The sequence below is a fragment of the Pseudomonas sp. genome (assembly GCF_041601375.1).
Classification (GTDB): domain Bacteria; phylum Pseudomonadota; class Gammaproteobacteria; order Pseudomonadales; family Pseudomonadaceae; genus Aquipseudomonas.
Map to the genome: position 1 here is coordinate 1 of NZ_JBFIIG010000033.1, position 23,798 is coordinate 23,798.

The 23,798-nt window shown below is 64.2% G+C and carries 27 protein-coding genes; 17 read left to right on the forward strand and 10 right to left on the reverse strand.

Features of this window, described 5'->3' with window-relative positions:
• Together ABZE94_RS06965 and ABZE94_RS06970 are read right to left on the reverse strand one after the other, a co-directional pair.
• The coding region (locus ABZE94_RS06965; protein ID WP_372874841.1) for a hypothetical protein at window positions 1-117 on the reverse strand (117 nt) is incomplete at its 3' end.
• 9 nt (window positions 118-126) lie between these two features.
• On the reverse strand, window positions 127-252 hold the full coding sequence (locus ABZE94_RS06970) for a lipoprotein (RefSeq protein WP_372874813.1): 126 nt from the start codon (window positions 250-252) through the stop codon (window positions 127-129).
• 293 nt (window positions 253-545) lie between these two features.
• Here ABZE94_RS06970 and cyaY point away from each other — a divergent pair, with 293 nt between their 5' ends.
• The 3 genes from cyaY (at window position 546) to rnk (ending at window position 1,612) form a co-directional block, all read left to right on the forward strand.
• Window positions 546-878 carry an iron donor protein CyaY gene (gene cyaY / locus ABZE94_RS06975; protein WP_090499960.1) on the forward strand — a complete coding sequence of 111 codons (333 nt, stop codon included), beginning with the start codon at window positions 546-548 and terminating at the stop codon, window positions 876-878.
• Window positions 802-1,083, forward strand: a complete 282-nt coding sequence (locus ABZE94_RS06980) for a DUF1289 domain-containing protein (protein ID WP_372874814.1) — start codon at window positions 802-804, stop codon at window positions 1,081-1,083. The genes cyaY and ABZE94_RS06980 overlap by 77 nt, the downstream gene beginning before the upstream one ends.
• A 121-nt stretch (window positions 1,084-1,204) precedes the next feature.
• Complete coding sequence (rnk, locus tag ABZE94_RS06985) at window positions 1,205-1,612, forward strand: nucleoside diphosphate kinase regulator (protein WP_372874815.1); 408 nt, start codon at window positions 1,205-1,207, stop codon at window positions 1,610-1,612.
• 36 nt (window positions 1,613-1,648) lie between these two features.
• Here the strand turns inward: rnk and ABZE94_RS06990 are convergent, their stop codons facing one another.
• From ABZE94_RS06990 to ABZE94_RS07000, 3 genes are all read right to left on the reverse strand, one after another.
• On the reverse strand, window positions 1,649-4,504 hold the full coding sequence (locus tag ABZE94_RS06990; protein ID WP_372874816.1) for a class I adenylate cyclase: 2,856 nt from the start codon (window positions 4,502-4,504) through the stop codon (window positions 1,649-1,651).
• A gap of 121 nt (window positions 4,505-4,625) precedes the next feature.
• Entirely contained in the window at window positions 4,626-4,871 is a 246-nt protein-coding gene (locus tag ABZE94_RS06995) for a TIGR02647 family protein (RefSeq protein WP_305255715.1), read from the reverse strand.
• 137 nt (window positions 4,872-5,008) lie between these two features.
• Window positions 5,009-5,287 carry a hypothetical protein gene (locus tag ABZE94_RS07000; RefSeq protein WP_372874817.1) on the reverse strand — a complete coding sequence of 93 codons (279 nt, stop codon included), beginning with the start codon at window positions 5,285-5,287 and terminating at the stop codon, window positions 5,009-5,011.
• Between the two features lie 142 nt (window positions 5,288-5,429).
• On the opposite strand from ABZE94_RS07000, the gene ABZE94_RS07005 reads away from it, so the two are divergent.
• The gene (locus tag ABZE94_RS07005; RefSeq protein ID WP_372874818.1) at window positions 5,430-6,095 is read left to right on the forward strand and encodes a glutathione S-transferase family protein; all 666 of its coding nucleotides are present in this window, start codon (window positions 5,430-5,432) and stop codon (window positions 6,093-6,095) included.
• A gap of 43 nt (window positions 6,096-6,138) precedes the next feature.
• Here ABZE94_RS07005 and argH read toward each other — a convergent pair whose 3' ends face one another.
• Window positions 6,139-7,533, reverse strand: a complete 1,395-nt coding sequence (gene argH, locus ABZE94_RS07010; protein WP_372874819.1) for an argininosuccinate lyase — start codon at window positions 7,531-7,533, stop codon at window positions 6,139-6,141.
• Window positions 7,534-7,803: 270 nt separating this feature from the next.
• Between argH and ABZE94_RS07015 the strand changes: the two genes are divergently transcribed.
• The 8 genes from ABZE94_RS07015 to ABZE94_RS07050 all read left to right on the forward strand — a co-directional run bounded on the left by ABZE94_RS07015 (window position 7,804) and on the right by ABZE94_RS07050 (window position 16,282).
• A complete protein-coding gene (locus ABZE94_RS07015; RefSeq protein ID WP_372874820.1) occupies window positions 7,804-8,871 on the forward strand; it encodes a sensor histidine kinase in 1,068 nt (355 codons plus the stop codon).
• Complete coding sequence (locus ABZE94_RS07020) at window positions 8,868-9,614, forward strand: LytR/AlgR family response regulator transcription factor (RefSeq protein WP_372874821.1); 747 nt, start codon at window positions 8,868-8,870, stop codon at window positions 9,612-9,614. The genes ABZE94_RS07015 and ABZE94_RS07020 overlap by 4 nt, the downstream gene beginning before the upstream one ends.
• A 118-nt stretch (window positions 9,615-9,732) precedes the next feature.
• Complete coding sequence (gene hemC, locus ABZE94_RS07025; RefSeq protein ID WP_372874822.1) at window positions 9,733-10,671, forward strand: hydroxymethylbilane synthase; 939 nt, start codon at window positions 9,733-9,735, stop codon at window positions 10,669-10,671.
• Window positions 10,668-11,441, forward strand: a complete 774-nt coding sequence (locus ABZE94_RS07030; protein ID WP_372874823.1) for a uroporphyrinogen-III synthase — start codon at window positions 10,668-10,670, stop codon at window positions 11,439-11,441. Before hemC ends, ABZE94_RS07030 begins: the two co-directional genes overlap by 4 nt.
• Before the next feature lie 16 nt (window positions 11,442-11,457).
• The gene (locus tag ABZE94_RS07035) at window positions 11,458-12,606 is read left to right on the forward strand and encodes a uroporphyrinogen-III C-methyltransferase (RefSeq protein WP_372874824.1); all 1,149 of its coding nucleotides are present in this window, start codon (window positions 11,458-11,460) and stop codon (window positions 12,604-12,606) included.
• On the forward strand, window positions 12,603-13,859 hold the full coding sequence (locus ABZE94_RS07040; RefSeq protein ID WP_372874825.1) for a heme biosynthesis HemY N-terminal domain-containing protein: 1,257 nt from the start codon (window positions 12,603-12,605) through the stop codon (window positions 13,857-13,859). Before ABZE94_RS07035 ends, ABZE94_RS07040 begins: the two co-directional genes overlap by 4 nt.
• Before the next feature lie 393 nt (window positions 13,860-14,252).
• Window positions 14,253-14,732 (forward strand): sigma D regulator, encoded by a 480-nt coding sequence (gene rsd / locus ABZE94_RS07045; protein WP_372874826.1) that lies wholly within the window; start codon window positions 14,253-14,255, stop codon window positions 14,730-14,732.
• Window positions 14,733-15,316: 584 nt separating this feature from the next.
• On the forward strand, window positions 15,317-16,282 hold the full coding sequence (locus ABZE94_RS07050; RefSeq protein WP_372874827.1) for an AlgP family protein: 966 nt from the start codon (window positions 15,317-15,319) through the stop codon (window positions 16,280-16,282).
• On the opposite strand, the gene ABZE94_RS07055 is transcribed toward ABZE94_RS07050, so the two are convergent.
• Window positions 16,279-16,743, reverse strand: coding sequence for a TIGR02444 family protein (locus ABZE94_RS07055; protein WP_372874828.1), 465 nt, complete (start codon window positions 16,741-16,743; stop codon window positions 16,279-16,281). The genes ABZE94_RS07050 and ABZE94_RS07055 overlap by 4 nt on opposite strands.
• Window positions 16,744-16,793: 50 nt before the next feature.
• Here ABZE94_RS07055 and ABZE94_RS07060 point away from each other — a divergent pair, with 50 nt between their 5' ends.
• From ABZE94_RS07060 to rhtB, 4 genes are all read left to right on the forward strand, one after another.
• Entirely contained in the window at window positions 16,794-18,704 is a 1,911-nt protein-coding gene (locus ABZE94_RS07060; protein ID WP_372874829.1) for an ATP-binding cassette domain-containing protein, read from the forward strand.
• Window positions 18,705-18,781: 77 nt separating this feature from the next.
• Window positions 18,782-19,288, forward strand: coding sequence for a mechanosensitive ion channel domain-containing protein (locus ABZE94_RS07065; protein ID WP_372874842.1), 507 nt, complete (start codon window positions 18,782-18,784; stop codon window positions 19,286-19,288).
• A 5-nt stretch (window positions 19,289-19,293) separates the two neighbouring features.
• Window positions 19,294-20,058, forward strand: a complete 765-nt coding sequence (locus tag ABZE94_RS07070; protein ID WP_372874830.1) for a TerC family protein — start codon at window positions 19,294-19,296, stop codon at window positions 20,056-20,058.
• 81 nt (window positions 20,059-20,139) lie between these two features.
• Complete coding sequence (rhtB, locus tag ABZE94_RS07075) at window positions 20,140-20,769, forward strand: homoserine/homoserine lactone efflux protein (protein WP_372874831.1); 630 nt, start codon at window positions 20,140-20,142, stop codon at window positions 20,767-20,769.
• A gap of 126 nt (window positions 20,770-20,895) precedes the next feature.
• Here rhtB and ABZE94_RS07080 read toward each other — a convergent pair whose 3' ends face one another.
• Entirely contained in the window at window positions 20,896-21,669 is a 774-nt protein-coding gene (locus ABZE94_RS07080) for an SDR family NAD(P)-dependent oxidoreductase (RefSeq protein ID WP_372874832.1), read from the reverse strand.
• Window positions 21,670-21,781: 112 nt separating this feature from the next.
• On the opposite strand from ABZE94_RS07080, the gene ABZE94_RS07085 reads away from it, so the two are divergent.
• The gene (locus ABZE94_RS07085; RefSeq protein WP_372874833.1) at window positions 21,782-22,234 is read left to right on the forward strand and encodes a YaiI/YqxD family protein; all 453 of its coding nucleotides are present in this window, start codon (window positions 21,782-21,784) and stop codon (window positions 22,232-22,234) included.
• 28 nt (window positions 22,235-22,262) lie between these two features.
• Here the strand turns inward: ABZE94_RS07085 and ABZE94_RS07090 are convergent, their stop codons facing one another.
• Both ABZE94_RS07090 and elbB read right to left on the reverse strand, forming a co-directional pair.
• Window positions 22,263-22,733 carry a thioesterase family protein gene (locus ABZE94_RS07090; protein ID WP_372874834.1) on the reverse strand — a complete coding sequence of 157 codons (471 nt, stop codon included), beginning with the start codon at window positions 22,731-22,733 and terminating at the stop codon, window positions 22,263-22,265.
• Window positions 22,734-22,885: 152 nt separating this feature from the next.
• The gene (gene elbB, locus ABZE94_RS07095; RefSeq protein ID WP_372874835.1) at window positions 22,886-23,545 is read right to left on the reverse strand and encodes an isoprenoid biosynthesis glyoxalase ElbB; all 660 of its coding nucleotides are present in this window, start codon (window positions 23,543-23,545) and stop codon (window positions 22,886-22,888) included.
• Window positions 23,546-23,798 lie beyond the last annotated feature (253 nt).

Here is a 23,798-nt window from a genome sequence, read left to right on the forward strand (position 1 = left end):
CGCCTCGATGTGCGCCCGCGAGTAGACGTAGGTCGGCGTGCCGAAGCGTTGGGCGATGGCGGACAGGGCCACGCCCTCCGCGAACAGCGTGCCGTCGCGGTAGGTGAAGGCGTTCATGAGCTGTCCTTATTCGGTTTGTGCAGGCGCGGGCGTGCTGTCTTCCGGGAGGAACAGCGGGCCTTTCTGGCCACAGCCGGCAAGCAGGGTACCGACGGCGACAAGCGCGATAAGGGCAGTAAACAACCGCTTCATGGTGAAGTCCTTGTTAAAAGCATAATTGCGCCGGAGTATACCGACCCCCCGGCGCCTTGCCTATGTGCCGGGATTCCCGTCCGACGGGGCTTGGCCCGCATTCTGGGCGAGCTGCGGATCATGTGCGCCGAGCGCTGTATACTGCGCTCGATGCCGGCTCGACTCGTACTACTGGTCGTGCGCTGCAACCCTTTAGCGTTGCGCCCGGGCGCTCTGGTCTGAATCGCGTGCGACCTTGCCCCAGAGCGTCTGGCGCTTTTCTGCACTACCTGAATTTTCCGAGGACATCCGCAATGAGTTTGACCGAAGCCCGCTTTCACGATCTGGTCGATACCGTGCAGCAAGCGGTAGAAGACATTTTCGATGACAGCGACCTGGATCTCGACCTGGAAAACTCGGCGGGTGTGCTGACCGTGCGTTTCGAGAATGGCACGCAGCTGATCTTCAGTCGTCAGGAACCGATCCGGCAGTTGTGGCTGGCGGCCCGCTCCGGCGGATTTCACTTCGATTTCGACGAAGCCAGCGAGCGCTGGATTTGCGACAGCAGCGATGAACTGCTGGGGGAAATGCTCGCCCGCATCACCCTGGAGCAATCTGGAGCCAGCCTTGAGTTCGAAGAGCTCTGAGCCCCGCTCCGGCGCGGAGCCCGAACGGGTTGCGCCGCTGCTCGCCTCGCCGTGCGTGCGGCGCTGCTGCCTGGACGAGTGCGATATATGCCTGGGTTGTGGCCGTTCGCTCAACGAAATTCTCGACTGGGGCAGTGCCGACACGGCACGCCGGCAGGCCATTTGTCAGGCTGCCCAGGCGCGTTTGTCGCAACGTCGAGGCTGATCGGGCGGCCTTGTTTATTTGAACGGCTGTGATACGGTCGACCTGACCTGCGCAAAAACCCCGTCTCTATCAGACGGGGTTTTGCTTTTTATGCATCCAGTTAAGGAGAGTTGAGCTGACCATGACCAGTGCACCGTCAATCACCATTACCCGTCTCGATTTACAGCGTCTGGAGCGTTTGCTCGACAGCCTGGAAGAATTCGGCCCGGGCGCTGTCGCCCTGCAGGCCGAGCTGGATCGGGCCGACGTGGTTAGCCACGACCAGGTGCCGGCCGGGGTGGTCACCATGAATTCGCGGGTGCATTGTCGCGAAGAAAGCAGCGGCAAGGACTACCACCTGACCCTGGTTTACCCGCAGGACGCCGGCAAGGAAGGTTGTGTGTCGATTCTCGCGCCGGTGGGCAGCGCGCTGCTGGGGCTGAGTGTCGGTCAGCACATCGACTGGGTCGGGCCCGGTGGCAAGGAGTTGAAACTGACCCTGCTGGCCGTGGAATACCAGCCGGAAGCGGCCGGCGAATACAACCGCTGAAGCGCTGCCTGGCGGCCCGCCCGCCGGCCCGCTGGTTCAGGCTTTATCCAGTGCCGCATTGAGCGCCGCTTCCAGGCGGGCCTTGTAGCGCAGGTAGTGAACGGTCTGCGCTTGCCCATCGCCGAGTACGGCAGACAGATCCAGGTCGGTGATGTAGCACGGGTAGCGCTCGCCCTCGCGGCGTTGGGCGAGGATGTGCCGGGCCACGGCGGCATACAGGTCGCCGGCATATTCCAGTTCGGAAAACTCACGGTGGTTGCAATACAGGGTCACGTGGGCGCGCTTGCCGTCGACCGGCTCGACAATCGCCTGCACGTCGTAGAAGGGGTGGCTCACCGGCGCTTGCGGCGCCGGGCGCAGCTCCACCTGGCGGGCCCGCTGCGGCGCCGCCGGGAGCAGTTCGTAATAGAGCACCTCCAGCGCAGTCGAGGGTGCCGGGCTGTCCAGCGGCAGCAAGGCGTTGCGGCGGTACAGCAGCGATTGCAGGAAGCGCTGCAGCGGCGTCAGCAGGCTTTGCTCGTCGCGAAACGGCATGCTCTGTCGCCACAGTGCGTTGTGTTCGTCGAGCAGGGTCAGTTCGGCCAGGTCGCTGTTTTCGTGGCGACGGAAGAACACCTGGATGCAGGCGGGGCGGCCGAGCGGCAGGATCAAGGCCAGGTCGTCGCCTTCCAGGGCGTTGCGGTCGAGGTGCAGTCGGCTGTAGCCCGGCTGTTCCTTGCCGAGAAACTCGAGCAGCGCCGGCATGTCGGTCAGTGCGGTATGGCTGACCTTTCCCGGGGTCAGTTCGAGCAGGTGGTAGTGCTGCTTGATTTGCAGCAGGTAGCGGTTGTGCTGCGGCCCCGCGAAGTGGGCAAGGGTGTCGCGAAACAGCTCCTCGACCCGCTCGGCGATGGTCGTGGCGCGGTTACGGCAAAAACAGCGCACCCGCAGGTTGGGTTTGCCGTCGCTGGCCGGCAGGCTGTTGAGAAAATCGCGTAGGCAGTCGAGCAGGGCATGGGGGCCGTCATAGCGACTGACCAGCAGTTCGTTCCAGCTGTTCAGGCTGACCTGGTCGATGGTCAGAATCAGGTTCTCGCGCACCCCGGAATAGCCCAGGGCATCGATTCGCCCGGTGGTCATGTGCACATTCATCTGGCTGTGCTGCTTGAGCGGGTCGATGCCGACATTGACCAGCAGCAGCACCTCGCGCGGCACGCTGGCGCGCAGCAGCGCGCTTTCCTCGATCGCCGGCAGCGGCAGGGGCATCATCTGTTGCAGGCTGGCCAGCAGATTGGACAGCTCGAACTCGCTCAGGTCGCTGTCGCCAGGCTGCAGCGACAAGCGCGTGCTGCTGTCGATCACGCCATTGCGGTGACACCAGGCAAGCAACTCGACCAGTTCACGGGCGCGCTTGAGCGGGGCGAAATCCGCCCATTCCTGAGGGCCGAGGCTGCCGCCGTACAGGGCCCACTGGTTCTCGTCGCCGGCTTCGCTCCTGGGGCTCTGCACCAGGGTCAGGGTGTCTTCGCCCAGGTCCGGGGCGATGCCGGGATTGATGAATTCGATCTTGCCGGCCTTGCGCTCGAAGGCGGCGTACAGGCGCCGGCCGAGTACGCCGAGGTCGCGGCTGTTGAGCGAGCTGCCGGCCTGGGCGTTGCGGGCGAACTGGGAGAGGAAGCGGTAGCTGTAGGTCAGTTCGTTGACCAGGGCGCGGCGTTCGGCGCTGACCTGGCGCACCTTCCACTGGCTGCGGCTGTCGAGCATGGCCAGTTGCCGGCTGTTCCAGTTCCAGTCGGCGGTCAGGCGCTCGAGCAGCAGGCGTTGCCAGCTTTTGCGTCGGTCGCGTGGCGGTCTGCTGAGTTTCTTGTCGATCTTCAGGTACAGGCAGCGGCGGATCAGTTCCAGGCGCTCGGTTTCGCCGCGCCCGCTCAGGTATTCCTCCAGGCGGCGGTAAACCACGATGTAGGGGTCGAGTTCGTCGAGGTCGAGGCGATTGCAGAAGACCGCTTGCTTGAAGCGCAGCGCCAGGCACTGCACCTGGGGGTGTTCGCTGGCGTAGACCTCGGTGAGCAGCAGCTTGAGTACCGACTTGTACGGCGACTCGATGCCCTTGTACAGCTGCCACATGCCCGCGCCGATGAATTCGCTCGGCGGAATCTGCGCCAGGTGGCCGAGGTCGAGCACCTCCTCGGCGCGGATGAAGCGCTTGCTCAGCAGGATGCCGATGTACTCATGGTAGCGCTGCTCCTCGTACACCGGCACCAGCCACCAGAGCGGGGTGCGCCCGGCCAGCCAGATCGCCGTGCGGTAGAATTCGTCGAGCAGCAGGTAGTGCTGGGTGGTGCCGCAGTCGTCCGAGGTCAGCCGCGCCTCGCGGTCGCCGACGGTAAAGCGCAGCGGGTCGATCAGGAAGAAATGCGCTTCGGCGCCCTGGGTCGCCGCCCAGGCCTCCAACTGCTCGCACTTCTTGCGCAGTTCGGCGATTTCCCGGGGGCTGAGGTCGGGCGCGTGACAGACCCACAGGTCCATGTCGCTGTGCTCGGCCTGGGCCAGGGTGCCCAGGCTGCCCATCAGGAACAGCCCGTGCAGTGGCAGTGCGCTGTTGCCGCGGCGGGCCTTGTAGACGAAGGAACGGGTCAGTCGCTGCGCTTCGGCGAGCAGATCGTCGCCCGGCTCGAAGCCGCTCAACCCGGCCGGTGTCAGCCCGGACACATAGCCCGGCAGCAACGGATGATTGACGTGAAACAGCAGCGGCAGCAACTTCAGGACCAGTTGCTGGCGGGTCGACAGCGCCTGCATGGCGCGCTGCAGGCGACCGTCATTGACTTTGAGAAAACGCGCGCGCAGTTGAGCCAGTTCCTTGCGGTCGATACCGTCATCGATATCCGGTCGAATTTCCTCGGTAAGGCTCATGCGCAGGCTCGGCGGGCAATGCACCACGACGGCCAGTCAGTCGTGGCGAGGTGCGGGTAGGAGCGCCATCTCGCCCACGCCATGGCCCGCTTGCGCAGGCGGCGTGGGCAGTGCCGGCGGGTCAGGCGGTTTCTGTCACATTGAGAATGGTCAGCAGGACTTGCGCGTGTTCGGCCGCGTCCAGTCCCAGACTGGTCAGGTAACCGCCATCTTCCTGGGTGACCAGGCCTTTGGCGTGCAGGCGTTTGGCCGCAGCAATCGCTTGCGGGGCGGCAACATGGTGAACCTTGAGGCCTTCCTGGGTGTTGCCCAGGTTAAACAGGGCGAGAAGATCCAGTTCGGCAACCAGCTCAGGGGTAAAAGACATAAGTGCTCCAGGCTCTTGTAAACAGGGGCCGGGCAGCGCTTGTGCCCGACTGGTTGGATCCCGCGTGGATGAAGCGAGGCGCGGGTGTGTGCAGTGTAGCGAGACGCGAGGCTGTGCGCAGGACTAAGCGACTGGCGTCAGGGCATTTCTTTCGGCAACTCCGGCAGGGCGCGCAGGGCTTGCTCGTAGGCCGCGCCATCGAATGGCCGATCTTCGTCGAGCATGGCCTTGATCTCATGGGCCAGCACCATCGCCATCATCTGCAGGATTTCGCCACGCGGGTAGCCGACCAGGGTCAGCTTGTTCAGGGTGGCCAGGGCAGCAGGCGGCTGCGCGGCCTCGAGCTGATTCTCGATGGCCTGGATCAGCGCTTCTTCGGCAAAGGCCTCGTCTTCGTTTTCGTCGTGTTCGCTCATGCTTGGCTTATCCGGGGGCTGAGCGTGCAGTGTGCCAGCGTGACAGCGCCCGCGCCATTCACTGGCTTGATTCGGCTGGCTGGCATGACCTTCCAGGGGCTATAACTCTAGCTTTCCATCCACTGGCCTGGAGCCTGTCACCATGTTCAAACTATACGGATTTGCCGTGAGCAACTACTTCAATATGGTCAAGCTGGCCCTGCTCGAGAAGGGGCTGGCGTTCGAGGTCGTGACCCTCTACGGCAACCAGAGCGACGAATTTCTCAGTATCAGCCCGCGCGGCAAGGTGCCGGTGCTGGGGGTCGAGCAGGGCTTCATCAACGAGACCAGTGCGATCCTCGAATATCTGGAAGAGTGCGCCGAGGGCAAGGCGTTGTTGCCTGGCGAACCGTTCGCCCGCGCCCAGGTGCGCGCACTGATGAAGGAGATCGAGCTGTATATCGAGTTGCCCGCGCGGATCGGCTACCCGGAGGCGTTCTTCGGCGCGGAGATTTCCACGGCCTTGAAAGGCAAGTGCAAGGCCGAGCTGCTGGCCGGGATCGACACGCTCAAGCGGCACGGCAGCTTTAGCCCCTATGTGGCGGGCGACAGCTTCAGCCTGGCCGATATCTACTTCCTCTACAGCATCGACCTGGCGTGCGGGGTGGCGAAGAAGCTGTTCGCTATCGACCTGCTGGCCGACTTCCCGGAGGCCCAGGAGCTGCTCGCGCTGCTCCACCAGAACCCGCACGTCAAACGCATCGCCGCGGATAAAGACGCGGCAATGGCGGCGTTCATTGCGATGGCTCAGGCCAAGGTCAAAGGCTGAGCTTACGCGGCGCAGGACGCACCGCGTGATAGCCGGCTAGCGGTCAGCGACTGCCCAGCAGCGCCTGGCCGCGTGCGACGGCGGCCAGCACCTGCTGCGGCGCGGTGCCGCCGATATGGTCGCGGGCATTGACCGAGCCTTCCAGGGTCAAGACCGCAAACACGTCCTGCTCGATCTGATCGCTGAACTGGCGCAGTTCGTCCAGGCTCATCTCGGCCAGGTCCTTGCCGTTGTCGACGCCGTATTTCACCGCATGGCCGACGATCTCGTGGCAGTCACGGAACGGCAGGCCCTTGCGCACCAGGTAGTCGGCCAGGTCGGTGGCGGTGGAGAAGCCACGCAGCGCCGCTTCGCGCATGATCGCGTGCTTGGGCTTGATCGCCGGGATCATGTCGGCGAAGGCGCGCAGCGAGTCGCGCAGGGTGTCGGCGGCGTCGAACAGCGGTTCCTTGTCTTCCTGGTTGTCCTTGTTGTAGGCCAGCGGCTGGCCCTTCATCAGGGTCAGCAGGCCGGTCAGGGCGCCGAACACCCGGCCGGTCTTGCCACGCACCAGCTCGGGGACGTCGGGGTTCTTCTTTTGCGGCATGATCGAGCTGCCGGTGCAGAAGCGGTCGGGCAGGTCGATGAACTGGAACTGCGCGGAGGTCCATAGCACCAGCTCTTCGGAGAAGCGCGACAGGTGCATCATGGCGATGGAGGCGGCGGCGCAGAATTCGATGGCGAAGTCGCGATCCGACACGCCGTCCAGCGAGTTGCCGCCCACGGCGTCGAAGCCGAGCAGTTGCGCGGTGATTTCGCGGTCGATCGGGTAGGTGGTGCCGGCCAGCGCGGCGCTGCCGAGCGGCATGCGGTTGGCGCGCTTGCGGCAGTCGACCAGGCGCTCGTAATCGCGGCTGAGCATTTCGAACCAGGCCAGCAGGTGGTGGCCGAAGGTCACCGGCTGGGCGGTCTGCAGGTGGGTGAAGCCGGGCATGATGGTCGCCGCTTCGCGTTCGGCCTGCTCCAGCAAACCCTGCTGCAGGCGGGTGATCTCGCCGAGGATCAGGTCGATCTCGTCGCGCAGCCAGAGGCGGATGTCGGTGGCCACCTGGTCGTTGCGCGAACGGCCGGTGTGCAGCTTCTTGCCGGTGACGCCGATGCGGTCGGTGAGGCGCGCCTCGATGTTCATGTGCACGTCTTCCAGGTCGACGCGCCAGTCGAACTGGCCGGCTTCTATCTCGCTCTGGATCTGGCCCAGGCCGTCGACGATGCTGTCGCGTTCGGCGTCGGTCAGCACGCCGACCTTGGCCAGCATGCTGGCGTGGGCGATCGAGCCCATGATGTCGTGGCGATAGAGGCGCTTGTCGAACTCGACGGAGGCGGTGAAGCGGGCGACGAAGGCGTCGACGGGCTCGCTGAAGCGGCCGCCCCAGGATTGGTTGGTTTTTTCGGTGCTCATGGGCTTCGCTCGGCTGGTGCGCTAAAAAACAGGCGGGCCGCAGGTGGCGGCCAGCGTGGCGGAAAAGTCTGCCGATAATAACAGGCTGGCGGGCAAAATCGCCGCGTCGGTTTGTCGGTCGAGGCGTACGACCATGGCGTGGGCGGTGTTGTGCGGATCACAGTTTGCCGAGGCCGGCTGTATTCAAGCGTTTTATTTTGCCCGACTGGGGCTGGCGCGCTTGCCGCCCGGCCGGGCCACAGGGAAACTGCGCCGATGGATACTCAATGGTTGAACAATAAAAATCCGCCGGCGCCCATCGACGACTTCTTCGTCCCGGAACTGTGCGAGCCGGAAGCGCTGCTGAGCATGGTCTTGCTGGCCGAGCTGCTGGTGCTGGTGCTGGTGCTGGCCGAGCCAATGCTGCCGGGCTTCGACTGGGTGCGCCTGGCGCTGACCTCGCTGTTCGTGCAGTGGATCCTGCTGCTGTCGGCGGCCCTGCTGTGCCGGTTGCGGCCACTGCTGGCGCGCTGGCGTGCGGCGCTGGCCGGCGGCCTGTGCTGCCTGATCGTGGTCGGCCTGACGCTCGCCTGCACCGCCGTAGCCGATTATTACGACCTCGGCGGGCCGCTGCCACATGCTGGCGAGGTCAATCTTTACCTGCGGCATGCCTTGATCAGCATGATCATGTCTGCGCTGCTGCTACGCTATTTCTATCTGCAGAGCCAATGGCGTCGGCAGGAGCAGGCCGAGTTGCGCGCGCGCATCGAATCCTTGCAGGCGCGGATCCGCCCGCACTTCCTGTTCAACAGCCTGAACAGTATCGCCAGCCTGGTGGTGGTCGATCCGTTCAAGGCCGAGCAGGCGGTGCTGGATCTGTCCGACCTGTTTCGCGCCAGCCTGGCCAAGCCGGGCAGCCTGGTGCCCTGGAGCGAGGAGCTGGAACTGGCCAAGCGATATTTGTCGATTGAGCACTATCGCCTTGGCGAGCGACTACAGTTGCAATGGGAGGTGGTCGATGTGCCGAACGATTTGCCGATTCCGCAGCTGACGCTGCAGCCGTTGCTGGAGAACGCCTTGATCTACGGGATCCAGCCGCGCATCGAGGGTGGCCTGGTGCGTGTCGAGGCGAGTTATACCAATGGGGTGTTCCAGTTATGCGTGAGCAACCCTTATGAAGAGCAAGGCGAACAGCCACCTTCGCGTGGGACGCGCCAGGCGCTGGGCAATATCGATGCGCGTCTTGCGGCACTTTTCGGGCCGCGGGCCAGTCTCAGCGTGGAGCGCCGTGACGGCCGCCACTTCACCTGTCTACGCTATCCTTGTGCGAGACTCACGCAGGAAGCCCGTGCCCTATGAATGTCCTGATCGTCGATGATGAACCCCTGGCCCGTGAGCGCCTCAGCCGCATGGTCGGTGAGCTCGATGGCTACCGTGTCCTCGAGCCGTCCGCGAGTAATGGCGAAGAGGCCCTGACCCTGATCGACAGCCTGAAGCCGGATGTCGTGTTGCTGGATATCCGCATGCCGGGAATGGATGGCCTGCAGGTCGCCGCCAAACTCTGCGAGCGCGAAGCGCCGCCCGCGGTGATCTTCTGCACGGCCCATGACGAATTCGCCCTGGAGGCGTTCAAGGTCAGTGCGGTGGGCTATCTGGTCAAGCCGGTGCGCGCGGAGCACCTCAGCGAGGCGCTGAAAAAGGCCGAGCGACCAAACCGTGTGCAACTCGCCGCGTTGACCCGTCCCGCGGCGGAAAGCGGTGTCGGCCCGCGCAGCCATATCAGTGCGCGAACGCGCAAAGGCATCGAGCTGATTCCGCTCGACCAGGTGATCTTCTTCATCGCCGACCATAAATACGTGACTCTGCGCCATGCCGGCGGCGAAGTGCTGCTGGACGAGCCGCTGAAGGCGCTGGAAGACGAGTTCGGCGATCGCTTCGTGCGCATCCACCGCAACGCCCTGGTCGCCCGCGAGCGCATCGAGCGTTTGCAACGCACCCCGCTCGGGCACTTTCAGCTATTCCTCAAGGGCCTCAATGGCGATGCGCTGATCGTCAGTCGCCGGCATGTGGCCGGGGTGCGCAAGTTGATGCATAACCTTTAGCGGCAAGTGAATAGCGAAGATTGGTGCGCACGTGGCCAAACCCCAGCCTCCTGGGCTTGAGGCTTGAGGCTTGTGACCCTGTTATTATCCTCGGCAATTCGTTTTCTGGAATTGCCCCATGCCCCGCGAAATCCGTATCGCCACCCGTAAAAGCGCCCTGGCCCTGTGGCAGGCCGAACACGTCAAGGCCCGTCTGGAACAGGCTCATCCGGGACTGAAAGTCAGCCTGGTGCCGATGGTCAGCCGCGGCGACAAGCTGCTCGACGCGCCGCTGGCGAAAATCGGCGGCAAGGGGTTGTTCGTCAAGGAGCTGGAAACCGCCCTGCTTGAGAATGAGGCCGACATCGCCGTGCATTCGATGAAGGATGTGCCCATGGACTTCCCCGAAGGCCTGGGCCTGTACTGCATCTGCGAGCGCGAGGATCCGCACGACGCCTTCGTCTCCAACCGTTTCGACAGTCTGGATGCGCTGCCCGTCGGCAGCGTGGTCGGCACCTCCAGTTTGCGCCGCCAGGCGCAGCTGCTGGCCCGTCGCCCCGACCTGAAAATCCAGTTCCTGCGTGGCAACGTCAATACCCGCCTGGCCAAGTTGGATGCCGGCGAGTACGACGCCATCATCCTCGCGGCTGCCGGCCTGATTCGCCTGGGGTTTGCCGCGCGCATTCGCGCCTCCATCAGTGTCGAGGACAGTCTGCCGGCCGGCGGGCAGGGCGCGGTCGGTATCGAGTGCCGCAGTGCCGATGCCTGGATCCATGGCCTGCTGGCACCGTTGAACCACCGCGATAGCGCCGTGCGCGTCAGCGCCGAACGGGCGCTGAACAAGCGGCTCAATGGTGGCTGCCAGGTGCCGATCGCCTGCTATGCGCTGCTCGAGGGCGAGCAATTGTGGTTGCGTGGCCTGGTTGGCCAGCCCGATGGCGGCTTGCTGCTGCGGGCGGACGGTCGTGCTCCGACGGCGCAGGCCGAGCAACTCGGCGTGCAGGTCGCCGAGGCGCTGCTGGCGCAGGGCGCCGCAGACATCCTGCAGGCCGTCTACGGTGAGGCCGATCCCGAGTGAGTAACTGGCGCTTGCTGTTGACCCGCCCGGCCGAGGAGTGCGCTGCCCTGGCCGCGACCCTGGCCGAGCAGGGGGTCTACAGCAGCAGCCTGCCATTGCTGGCGATCGAGGCCCTGGCCGAGACGCCGGAGCAGCGTGCGGCCATTCTCGAACTCGATCGCTACTGTGCGGTGATCGTGGTGAGCAAACCGGCTGCGCGGCTGGGCCTGGACTTGCTCGACCGTTATTGGCCGCAGCCGCCGGCCGCGCCGCTCTGGTTCAGTGTCGGCGCGGCCACCGCCGAAATCCTCGACGACTATGGCCTGCCCGTGCATTACCCCGAACAGGGCGATGACAGCGAGGCCTTGCTTGCGCTGCCGCAGTTGCAGCGGGTATTGGCGGCGGCGTACACGCCGCGGGTGCTGATTCTGCGCGGCGAGGGTGGCCGCGAACTCCTCGCCGAACGCTTGCGCGCTCAGGGCGTGGCGGTCGACTATCTGTCACTGTACCGTCGCCTGTTGCCGCACTATCCGCCAGCGGCACTTGCCGAGCGGGTGCGGGCAGAACGCTTGAATGGCCTGGTGGTCAGCAGTGGGCAGGGTTTCAGCCATTTGCTCGAGTTGGCCGGCGAGCACTGGCCATCACTGGCTCGACTACCCTTGTTCGTACCCAGCCCGCGTGTGGCTGAGCAGGCGCGGGCGGCTGGCGCCGAAAGTATTGTGGACTGTCGCGGCGCGAGTGCCGTGGCGTTGTTGGCGGCGTTGCAGGCGCAACCTGCCCCCGACCTCTGATGCATAGGATGGATACGTGAGCGAAGCGACTACCCCGAAAGAGCAAGAACCGCCGGTAGCGGAGGCGCCCCCTGCTGCGCCGCCAACCCCGACGGCAAAACCCGCGTCGCGCGGTAACGGCCTGGTCGTGCTGGCGCTGTTGCTGGGCGCGGCCGGCGTGGCGGCGGCTGGCTGGAGCCTGTGGCAGTTGCGCAGTCTGGAGATGCGCGAGCAGCAGCAGCTCGGTCAATTGCAGGAGGCGCGCAGCCAGACCGAAGCATTGGCCCAGCGCACCCAGGCGCTGGATGCTCGCCTGCAGCAATTGCCCGGCGCCGATGAGTTGGATGCTCGCCGCCGCCTGATCGCGCAGCTGCAAGGCGATCAACAGCTGCTCAATCAGCGCCTGGAAACGGTCCTCGGTGCCAGTCGTCAGGATTGGCGCCTGGCCGAGGCCGAGCATTTGTTGCGTCTTGCCAGCCTGCGTCTGTCGGCCCTGCAGGACATCAACAGCGCCACTGCCCTGGTGCAGGGTGCCGACGAGATTCTTCGCGGGCAGGACGATCCCGCCGCTTTCGCCGCGCGCGCGCAACTGGCCAAGAGCCTCGAGGCATTGCGTGCAACCGTCAATCCCGATCGCACCGGGCTGTTCCTGCAGCTGGCGGCGTTGCGCGAGCAGGTGGCGCAGTTGCATGCGCTGAACCCAGCCTTCGTCGGTTCCGATGGGGTGCTCAGTGATCTGGCCGCCGAGGGCGATGGCAGCAGTTGGTGGGCCGAGTGGCTCGAGACCCTGTCGCAGTATTTCCGTATCGATTTCAGCGCCGACGAGAATATTCGTCCGTTGCTCGCCGGGCAGAGCCTGACGCAGGTGCGCCTGGCTCTCAGTCTGGCCCTGGAGCAGGCGCAGTGGGCGGCGCTGCATGGCCAGACCCCGGTGTATCGGCAGTCGCTGGTGCAGGCGCGCGAGGTGCTGGATGCGCATTTCGATCTGGACAACCCCAATAGCCGTGCCTTGCGTGCGCGCATCGAGGAGCTGCTCGAGCAGCCAGTCGAGGTGGCCGCGCCGGATCTGAGTGGTTCGCTCAACGCGGTGCAAGCCTATATCCAGCGCAAGCAGTCGGCCCGGCAACGGGTCGAGCATGAAGCTCCGGCAGAGGCCCTGCCGAGTGTGGAGGAGGCCCGCCCATGAAGCGCGTCTATCTGCTACTGGTCGTGTTGGCGGTCGCCGCGGGGCTGGCGTTGCTCGCCCTGGCCGTAGCCGAGCACAAGGGCTACGTGTTGTTCGCCTACCAGGGCTTTCGCTACGAATCGAGCTTGTGGGCTTTCCTGGCGCTGATCGCGGTGGTCTGGCTGGCGTTCTATCTGCTGCGTCTGCTGTTGCGCCTGGTGTTGGTATCGGTGGGCCTGGTCAACCCTTGGTCGGGTCTGCACCGCAGTCGACGCGTACGCCAGGCCTGTGAGCAGGGGTTTCTCGACTTGGCCGAGGGGCGTTGGGTGCGGGCTCTGCGTCACTTGCGCCGGGCCGCCGAGGTTGAGGCGCAGCCGCTGATGCATTACCTGGGGGCGGCCCGCGCAGCGCACAAGCTGGAGCAGTACGAGGACAGCGATGCCTTGCTGGAGCAGGCGCTTAAGCGCCTGCCGGATGCTGAACTGGCCATCGCCCTGAGCCATGCCGAATTGCAGCAGGAGCGCGGTCAGGCCGATGCGGCGCGCGACACCCTGGAGGCGATGTCTGAGCGTCACCCGCACCACCGTCAGGTGTTGCGCAAGTTGCAGCGCCTGTACCAGCAGACTGGCGCCTGGTCGGAGCTGCTCGGCCTGCTGCCGGAACTGCGCAAGCAGAAAGTGCTGGGCGCGGCCGAGCTGCATGAGCTGGAGCTGCAAGCCTGGCGTGGTCGCCTGGCCGTTGCGGGCAAGATCGACGAAGGCGGCGCCGAAAGTGCCCTGGCGACGCTGGCGCAGGCCTGGCAGCAGCTCTCCTCGACGCTACGTCAGGACCCGGAGCTGCTGGCGGTGTATGCCGAGCAGTTGCGTGTGCTGGGGGCCGAACACGAGGCCGAAGCGCTGCTGCAACATGCGCTCAAAAGCAACTATGACAATCGCCTTGTACGCCTCTACGGCTTGCTCCATGGGCGCGATCCGGGGCGCCAGTTGCAAGCGGCCGAAGGCTGGCTGAAGCAGCACCCCAGGGATGCCGCGCTGCTCTTGACCCTCGGGCGGTTGTGCCTGCAGAACCAGCTGTGGGGTAAGGCCAGGGAGTACTTCGAGAGCAGCCTGGCCTTTGAGCGCCACCCGGAAACCTGCGCGGAGTTGGCGCGCCTATTGGCTCGGTTGGGCGAAACCGAGCAGAGCAATAGGTTGTTTCAGGAAGGGCTGGGGCTGCTCGATCAGCGTCTGGGCAGTCTGCCCTTGCCTGCGAGGCTGCCGGCCGTCAGCCGATAGGTGGATTTGCCCCGGTGCTGGCGGGCGGCAGGGCAGGTCGCGGGCTATTAATATTGGATCGATTGGTTTGATGTCGATCATGGAATGAGCCGGATTGTTCAACCCGCGCTGGGCAAGTTGGCCTGCATATGTTGTAGTGCAGGCAAGCGTCGAGTTGTGTTTTGCCTGAGTTTCTACAGGCCAGGCGCCGTGCGGGACGCCGATTAAACGCTCGTATGAAATTTTCTCGATCGAGCGCCTTGATGGCGCAGGTTCGCGGGCATAATCTGGCTCGCAAGCACCGCCGGAAAGTTGCCGTTTTGTGATTGTTTTTTCAATGCAATGTACCGATTGACAAAAAACCGTCTCGGATCGGACGTATAACAGAATACCGATAAGGGAAGTGAGGCCATCATGCTCGATAGTTGTCAGAACGCCCAGGAACGTTGGGGTGGTGTTCACCTGTTGATCGATCGCTGGTTGCAGGAGCGCCAGGAACTGGTGAAGGCCTATACGGCCATCAGCGACTCCCCACAAGCGCCTATTGCCAATGCGCAGCCCTTGCAGAGGTTCTGCGAAATTTTGGTCGATTATGTCTCTGCCGGGCATTTCGAGGTCTATGAACAGCTGACCAATGAAGCCAAGGCCTTTGGTGATCAGCGTGGCCTAGACCTGGCCAAGCAGATCTACCCGCGGCTCGAAGTGATTACCGAGGTGGCACTGACGTTCAACGACCGCTGCGACAATGGTGATTGCCACGATAGCGTGTCCCTGGGCGAAGAGCTCCAGCGCTTGGGCCAGTTGCTGCATGAACGTTTCGAATTGGAAGACTGCCTGATCGAAGTGCTGCATAACGCACATCAGCAGCAGGCTCCCGCCGCGGCTCCCGTCTAGCAGCCGGTTTTTCAACCGCGGACGAGTCCGTTTCAGTCGCTACGCTCGAGTGGCAACTGTTCGATCATCCGCCGCCGGCTTGCCCTGCTCGAGCGAGCGGGGCCTGGTCTTTGCGTTGGCGGGGATGCCGGTTGCCATGGGCTAGCCGGTTCGAGTGATTGTATTGTCGCCACCCGCTGTCCGTGAATACCCTCGAGCGACCACTCGCTGCATTCGATCTTTCGGGCGTGCTCGCGCCATCGTTCTCCCAACTCCAGGCCGTGAGTCGGAGCCGTGCAGGCAGCGGTCCAGGAAGCCCGGCAGGTCGGTTTTTGGGTCTTCCTTTGGATGAGAGCTTGTGAAAAAACTCTCGCCTACTGCGGCCACCTTCAGACGCCCGCTGCGGCGTTGCGGCAGGTGAAAAGCAGGGTCATTTAGCTCACTAAGCTCCCCGGCTTTTCACGCAGCGCGCCTTGCTGCGAACGGTATCGCTACAGTGCTCGATATTTTCACAACCTCTGAGCCAGCCTGCAATTTGCTGGCGATTACTATTCTCCGGCAGGCTGCTAGTATGAGCTGCATCTACACCCGCCCGGAGGCGCGCCATGTCGGCCACAAAGAAAACCAAGAAGAAATCGGTCAGTACCCCGTTGCACCTGCTCCATCAACTCTCCAGCAGCTTGCTCGAGCATCTTGAAGATGCCTGCTCGCGAGCGCTGATCGATGCTGAAAAGCTGCTCGGCAAGCTGGAGAAGCAGCGCGGCAAGGCCCAGGAAAAACTGCATAACGCCCGCGTCAGGTTGCAGGATGCTGCAGTGGCGGGCAAGGCCAAGGCACAGGCCAAGGCCAAGGACGCTGTGGCCGAGCTGGAAGAGTTGCTCGATACCCTCAAGGACCGGCAGAGCGAGACCCGCAATTATATCGTCGGGCTCAAGCGTGACGCCCAGGAAAGCCTCAAGCTCGCCCAGGGCGTAGGCAAGGTCAAGGAGGCTGCCAGCAAGGCCCTGGGCCGTCATGAAGCCAAGCCCGCAGTTGTTAAGCCGGTCGCCAAGCCGGCCGCGGCGAAAAAGCCGGTAGCCAAAGCCGCTGCCAAACCGGCGGCGAGCAAAGCGCCTGCCAAGGTCGCTAGCAAACCGGTCGCCAAGCCCGTGGCCAAGCCTGCCGTCAAAGCTGCAGCCAAGCCGGTTGCCAATAAAGTCAAAGCCGCAGCCAGCAAGCCTGCAGGCGCCGCTGCCAAGCCGGCCAGCAAAGCGCCGCTCAAGTCCGCGCCGAAGCCCCTCGCCGCTGCCCCTGCCAAACCGGCCGCCAAACCAGTTGCCAAGGCCCCGGCCAAGCCGGCAGCGAGGAAGCCGCTTGCCAGCAGCGCGGCCCAGCCCGCCGCCAAGCCCGCAGCAGCCAAGGCGCCTAGTAAGCCGGTGGCGAAACCTGCGACTAAAGCTGCCGCCAAGCCGGCGGCGAAAAAGCCTGCGGCCACTAAACCCGCAGCGGCGGCTCCCGTTGCCAGCTCGCCGGCAGTGCCCGTCGCGGCCACCGCCGTACCTGCAGGCAGCACCCCGCCGACCTCGTCCTAGACACCTCGGGCTATGGCGTGCAGCAGATGCAGCGCGTCGCGCTCGGCTGCCGTGGTCACGGGGGCCAGGGCGTGCAGCCAGGTGCGTATGTCCTCGGCCGTATCGCCTGGCCAATCAAGGCTGCAGGACGCCAGGCGCTGCAGCTGTTCGCGTTCGGCCGCCAGTTCAAGCTGTTTGATCTGCTCGCGCAGCGCCGCCAGGGCGCTGTCGTGGTGAGCGGCTGCGCGCCATTGCTGGCGCACGTGTCTGAGCGCACCGACCACCTCGCGCTGCCAGGGTTGGGCTATGGCGCGCAGGCAGTCGGCTCGTTCGGTGCTGCAGGCCACGCCGCGGCGGCCTAGCCAGGCGCCACAGAGCAGCAGGCAGATATCGCTACCCCTAGCCTGCAGGTGCAGGCAGGCGGTCTCGACGCCAGGTCGGCGATAGATGTCTTCGGCGAAACGCCACAGGTCAGGATGCATGGTGCTTTCCAGGTATGCCGCGGGCGACTCTGGTAGACTCCGCCGCCATTATGATTCGACTCCAGAACCTCACTTTACAGCGTGGCCCGCAGCGTCTGCTAGAAGACGCCGAGCTGACCCTGCATCCCGGCCATAAAGCCGGCCTGATCGGTGCCAATGGCGCCGGCAAGTCGAGCCTGTTCGCCTTGCTGCGCGGCGACTTGAGCGCGGACGCGGGCGACTGTCTGATTCCCGCCGACTGGCGCATTGCCCATATGCGTCAGGAGATCGACGCCGTCGAGCGCCAGGCGGTGGACTATGTGCTCGATGGCGATGTGCAGCTGCGTCGGGTCCAGGCCGAACTGCTCGTGGCCGAGGCCGCGCATGATGGCGTCGCGATTGCGCGCCTGCACACCGAGCTGGATAACCTCGATGGTTATGCCGCCGATGCCCGTGCGCGCAAATTGCTCGCCGGCCTGGGCTTTGAGAGTGCGCAGATGGATCGCCGTGTCGGCGACTTCTCCGGTGGCTGGCGCATGCGCCTGAACCTGGCCCAGGCGCTGATGTGCCCCTCCGACCTGCTGTTACTCGACGAGCCGACCAACCACTTGGACCTGGATGCGATTCTCTGGCTGGAAGGCTGGCTGCAGAACTACCCCGGCACCCTGCTGCTGATTTCCCACGACCGCGATTTTCTCGATGCGGTGGTCGATCATGTGGCACACGTCGAGCAGCGCAAGCTGACCCTCTATCGCGGCGGTTATTCGGCCTTCGAACGCACCCGCGCCGAGCGCCTGGCCCAGCAGCAGCAGGCGTTCGAGAAGCAGCAGGCGCAGCGCGCGCACATGGAAAAGTACATCGCCCGCTTCAAGGCCCAGGCGACCAAGGCGCGCCAGGCGCAGAGCCGGATCAAGGCATTGGAGCGCATGGAGGAGTTGTCCGCCGCGCATGTCGATTCGCCGTTCGACTTCACCTTTCGTGAGGCCAGCAAGATTTCCAGCCCGCTGCTGGACCTGAGCGAAGGCCGTCTCGGCTATGGCGACAAGGTGGTGCTCGAACAGGTCAAGTTGCAGTTGGCGCCCGGCGCGCGGCTGGGCTTGCTCGGCCCCAACGGTGCCGGTAAATCGACCCTGATCAAGACCCTGGCGGGTGAGCTGCAGCCGATCGGCGGGCGCCTGCAGCGCGGCGAGAACCTGGTGGTGGGCTATTTTGCCCAGCATCAGCTCGACGCCCTCGACGACAAGGCCAGTCCGTTGCTGCATTTCCAGCGCCTGGCCCCGACCGAGCGCGAGCAGACCCTGCGCGACTTCCTCGGCGGCTTCGATTTCCGCGGTCCGCGCTGCGACGAGCCGGTGCTGAATTTTTCCGGGGGCGAAAAAGCGCGCCTGGCCCTGGCCCTGATCGCCTGGGGCAAACCCAACCTGTTGCTGCTCGATGAGCCAACCAACCACCTCGACCTGGAGATGCGCCTGGCGCTGACCATGGCCCTGCAGGAGTTTTCCGGCGCCGTGGTGGTGGTCTCGCATGATCGCCATCTGCTCAAGAGCACCACCGATGAGTTTCTCCTGGTCGCCGATGGCCGGGTGCAGCCGTTCGATGGCGATCTCGAGGACTACGCGCGCTGGTTGGCGGACTTCCGGGTGCGCCAGGCACCGGTCGGCAACGGCGAAGGCAACCTGGATAAAACCGACAAGCGCGCCCAGCGCCAGGCCGCGGCGGCGCTGCGCCAGCAGCTGGCGCCGCTCAAGCGTGAGGCCGACAAGCTGGAAAAGGAGCTCGGTCAACTGCATGCGAGCCTGGCTGCCGTGGAAGCCCGCCTGGGCGACAGCGGGATCTACGAGGCAGCGAGCAAGAACCAGTTGCGCGACGCGCTGGCCGAGCAGGCCAAGCTGAAGAGCCGTGAGGCCGACCTGGAAGAGCGCTGGCTGGAGGCACTGGAAACCCTCGAGGCCTTGCAGGCTGAGCTGGAGATGGCCAGTTGAGTGTCGAGGTGTTCGGCTGGGAATGGTTGAGTGCCTACCGCGAGCCGCTGCTGAGTGCCGCCCAGATCGTGCTGATCATGTTGTTGGCCTGGCTGCTGCAGGGTTTGCTGGCACGTGGCCTGGACCGCCTGGGTAGGCGTTATCCACAGTTGCCCGCGGGGCTCTTGCTGCCGCTGCGAGGTGGCCTGCGCTGGCTGCTCATCGGCAGTGCCAGCATGTTGGTGCTGGAGCGTTTGGGCGTTTCTGCGCAGGTGCTGTGGGCGGCGCTCACCGGTTTTATCGCCGTCGCGGCGGTGGCGTTCTTCGCCATCTGGAGCGTGCTGTCCAATATGTTCTGCGCGCTGTTGATCTTCGTCCTGACGCCGTTCCGGATCGGCGACTGCATCGAGGTCATCGAGAGCGCCGACAAGTTGGGCGTCAGAGGCCGGGTCCTGGAAATCAACCTGTTCTACACCACCCTGGAAGACCTCAGTGGCGACGCGCCGGGAACCTGGGTGCAAGTTCCCAATAGCCTGTTTTTCCAGAAAGCCGTGCGCCGCTGGCGCAATGGCGAACTACCCTCTGCCCGCAAACTCGAGATTTAATCCCTATGGAATGGCTGGCCAATCCTGAACTCTGGGTCGCATTTCTGACCCTGACCGCCCTGGAAATCGTCCTCGGCATCGACAACATCATATTTATCTCGATCCTGGTCAGCCGCCTGCCCAAGCATCAGCAGCCCAAGGCGCGCTTCTTCGGCCTGGCCCTGGCCATGGGCACGCGGATCCTGCTGCTGCTGTCGATCAGCTGGGTGATGCGCCTGACCAACGACCTGTTTCATGTCTTCGGCGAGGGTTTTTCCGGACGCGATCTGATTCTGTTCTTCGGCGGCCTGTTCCTGCTGTTCAAGAGTACCGCGGAGATCTACCACAGCCTGGAAGGCGAAGAGGAAGGTCAGGCTTCAGGCGGCAAGGCCTATGGCTTCATGGGCATCATCGTACAGATCGCCATCATCGATATCGTCTTCTCGCTGGACTCGGTGATCACCGCGGTCGGTCTGGTCGACAACGTACCGGTGATGGTCGCCGCCATCGTCATCTCGGTCATCGTGATGATGCTTTCGGCCGGCACCATCAGCGACTTTATCGACAAGCACCCGAGCCTGAAGATGCTTGCGCTGTCGTTCCTCATCGTGGTCGGCACCGTCTTGATCGCCGAAGCCTTCGACGTGCATGTGCCCAAGGGCTATGTGTACTTCGCCATGGCCTTCTCGCTGGCGGTGGAAGCCGTCAATATCCGCCTGCGTACGGCCCGTGCCCGGGCGCGCAAAGAAGAGCTGAAGCCGGTGCACCTGCGTAAAGACTTGCCGGACTGATCGGCCGGCTGGGCGAGCAACACAACAAGGGGTAGGCTAGGCGGCCTACCCCTTTTTATTGTTCTGTTTGAGGTATCCGCCATGGCACTCGAGACCTGGCTGGCGTTCTTCGTCGCCTGTTGGATCATCAGCCTGTCGCCGGGGGCCGGGGCCATTGCCTCGATGTCCGCCGGGCTGCAATACGGCTTCTGCCGCGGCTACTGGAATGCCCTGGGGCTGCAGTTGGGCCTGGCGCTACAGATCGTTATCGTCGCCGCCGGTGTCGGGGCGATTCTCGCTGCATCGGAAGTGGCGTTCAGCCTGATCAAGTGGTTCGGCGTGGTCTATCTGGTGTACCTCGGTTATCGCCAGTGGCGGGCCTTGCCCAGTGATATGGCGGCGCCGGCCGAGCGCCCGATCGGCCGGCCGCTGACCTTGGTCCTGCGCGGTTTTCTGGTGAATTTCAGCAACCCCAAGGCCATCGTCTTCATGCTCGCGGTGCTGCCGCAATTCCTCGACCCGCAAGCGCCGCTGCTTGGTCAGTATCTGGTGATGGGGGTGACCATGATCTGCGTCGACCTGATCGTCATGGCCGGCTACACCGGGCTGGCCGCGCGGGCGCTGCGGGCACTGCGCTCGCCGCGTCAGCAGCGGATGATGAACCGAACTTTCGGTGTGCTGTTCGTTGGCGCAGCGGCATTGCTGGCCACGGTGCGCCGTGCACCCGTCTGAGAGCTTGTGAAAAAACTCTCGCCTACTGCGACCGCCTCCAAATGTCCGCTGCGGCGTTGCGCTACGTGAACGCCTGGAGACAGCCTCGCTACGGCGCTCGATTTTTTCACAACCTCTGAGCCCCTCTCACCAGGGGATTGGCTGGCCGTCCCAGGCCCAGAAAGTACCGGACTGTTCGGGGCCGCGGCGCTCGATCTGGGTCAGCAGGTGTTCTGCGGCGAACGCGGTGCTGAAGAGTTTGTCGGCAGGTACGTTGGCCTGGAAGGGCTTCGACAACTCGGTGTCGGTAGTGCCGGGATGCAGGCTCAGCACGCAGCTTTGTGGGTTGAGACGCGTCAGTTCGATACTGGCGGTGTGCAGTAATTGGTTCAGGGCAGCCTTGCTGGCGCGATAGCTGTACCAGCCGCCGAGGCGGTTGTCGCCAATCGAACCCACCCGCGCCGAGAGTGCAGCGACCGTGCAGGGGTGGCGGCCGCGCAGTAGCGGCAGCAGGTGCTTGAGCAGCAGGATCGGGGCGAAGGCGTTGACCTGGAAGGTCGCCTGCAGGCCTTGCAACTCCAGTTGGGCGAGGCCCTTTTCGGCTTTCGCGGCGCCGCTGTGCAATACACCGATACTGCACACCAGCAGATGCAGATGCGGGACGGCGTCGCGCAAGCGACTGGCCAGTTCGGCTAGTGCTGTTTCAGCGCAGACATCCACATCCAGGCACTGTAGACGCTCGCCATGAGTCTTGGCCAGCGTTGCCAGGCCTGGGGCTTGCCGGGCGTTGCGCGCTACCGCCCAGACCCGCGCCACATCTGCGCGGGCCAGCAGTTGTTCGGTCATGGCCAGGCCGATGCCACGGCTGGCGCCGCAGACGACTGCTTCGGCTGGCTCGGAGAGTCGTTGCCAGAAATTCAATTTGCAGTGCTCCTGCTTGGCTGGGGCGACAAGGCTTGTGCGTCGTTTGCGTGATCACGGATTGGTTGGGTGAATGGCATACTGATGCTCAAGAATGAAGGAAACAACGATTATGCGTGTCTGGATAGATGCCGATGCCTGCCCGCGTGCCGCGCGCGATCAGTTGGTCAAGTTTGCCCTCAAGCGCGGCTTAGAGGTGGTGCTGGTGGCCGGTCAGGCGCAGGCCAAGCCGGCTTATGCGTGCGTGCGGCTGATCGTGGTGCCCAGTGGCCCGGATGCGGCGGACGATTATCTGGTCGAGCACGCCCAGCCCGGTGAGCTGGTGATTTGCAGCGATGTACCGCTGGCCGACCGCTTGGTCAAGAAAGGCGTTGCCGCTCTCGATCCGCGCGGCAAGGAGTTCGACGAGGGCAACATGGGCGAGCGTCTGGCAGTGCGCAATTTGTTTACCGATCTGCGTGAACAAGGTCAGATCGGCGGCGGTCAGGGGCCTTACGGCGAGCGCGACAAACAGGCCTTCGCCAACTCGCTGGATCGTATTTTGACCCGTTTGATGCGGGGCTGAAGGTCGGCCGTTCCAGCCCGACAGGCTCCTAGCCGCACAGATAGGTGCCGGTGCCCACCGCGATCAGGGTGCCGTCATCGCTGTGCAGTTCGCTGCGTACCACCGCGACCTTGTTGCCGGAACGCAGCAGCACGGCGCTGGCGGTGAAGTGCTGGCCGCGACCGGGGCGCAGGTAGTCGATGCGCAGGTCGATGGTGCCCAGCTTGGACAGTCGCGTCATGCGTTCGGTGCTGGGCAGGTGCTGGTGTTTGTCGAAAGCGCCGATCAGCGCCATGGCGCCACCGACGACATCCAGCAGCGATGAGATGACCCCGCCATGCAGGATGCCGTGGACGAAGTTGCCGATCAGCTCGGGCTTCATCGGCAGGTGCATGGTCACCCGCTGCGTACTCATCTCGCCGAGTTGGATGCCGAGCATCCGGTTGAACGGGATGCGCTGAAAAAAGCCGCTTACCGCCTGCTGCAGTTCCTCGCTGAGTTCGAGAGCTGGAGTGGTCATGACGTCTGCCTTTGTGGGGTTTCACTCACGCTGCCGCAGGCGAACCTGTTTGGCCAGAGGCGCGGCGGCTGTGCCGCGCGCATTGGCGGATTCACCCTAGCAGCCTGTCCGAGAGTACGAGGTTTTGCAGGTCGCCATTCTCGGCCAGGCTACTAGGCGTGGGTCAGTTCGAGCACCCGGTCGACCAGCTTGTTGATGCCCGAGGCCGCTTCGCTGATCGACTGGGCGAGCATGTAGGCGGGCGTGGTGACCAGCTTGTGGGTGTGATCCTCGACAATATCGCTGACCTCGCACTCGTGATGGGTGGCGCCCATTTGCGTCAGTGCGGCGGCGGTTTCCTGGTCGTTGCCGATGGTGCAGACCACGCCCTGGCCGAAGATTTTTGCCGCCAGGACCGGGGCGATGCACATCAGCCCGACCGGTTTGCCGGCCTTGACGAAGGCTTGGGCAGCGTTCAGTACGTCGGGCTGCACCTTGCAGTTGGCGCCGCCGACGATGAAGTCGGAGAGGTTCTTGGCCACGCCAAAGCCGCCGGGCATGATCAGGGCGTCGAAATCGTCGGCATGCAGTTCGCGGACGTCCTTGACCTTGCCGCGTGCGATGCGGGCAGCCTCCACCAGGACGTTGCGCGTCTCGTCCATTTCGTCGCCGCTGTAATGATCGACCACGTGCAGTTGCTGCATATCTGGCGCAAAGCATTGCACCGTGGCGCCGCGCTGGTCGAGGCGCAGCAGGGTGATCACGCTCTCATGGATCTCTGCGCCGTCATATGCGCCGCAACCGGAAAGAATCACCGCTACTTTTCTGTTCATCGAGAACTCCTGATCACTGGGCTGAGCCAAGACGGCTGTGTAGATTATGGCTGGTCTGCGGCCGAACCTCGACGCGCTGATGGGGTGAGTGGCCGCGGGAGCCGGGCGTATCATCATCGGCCTGGGTATGCTGCTAATCCTAGCCGCTGGGCTTTGGCAGCGATATGGGCCGGGGATGAATTAGCTCGCGCCAAGCGATATCCGCTTGGGCTGAGAGCTCAGCGCCGCGGCTCCGCTGGCTGGGCGGCGCTGG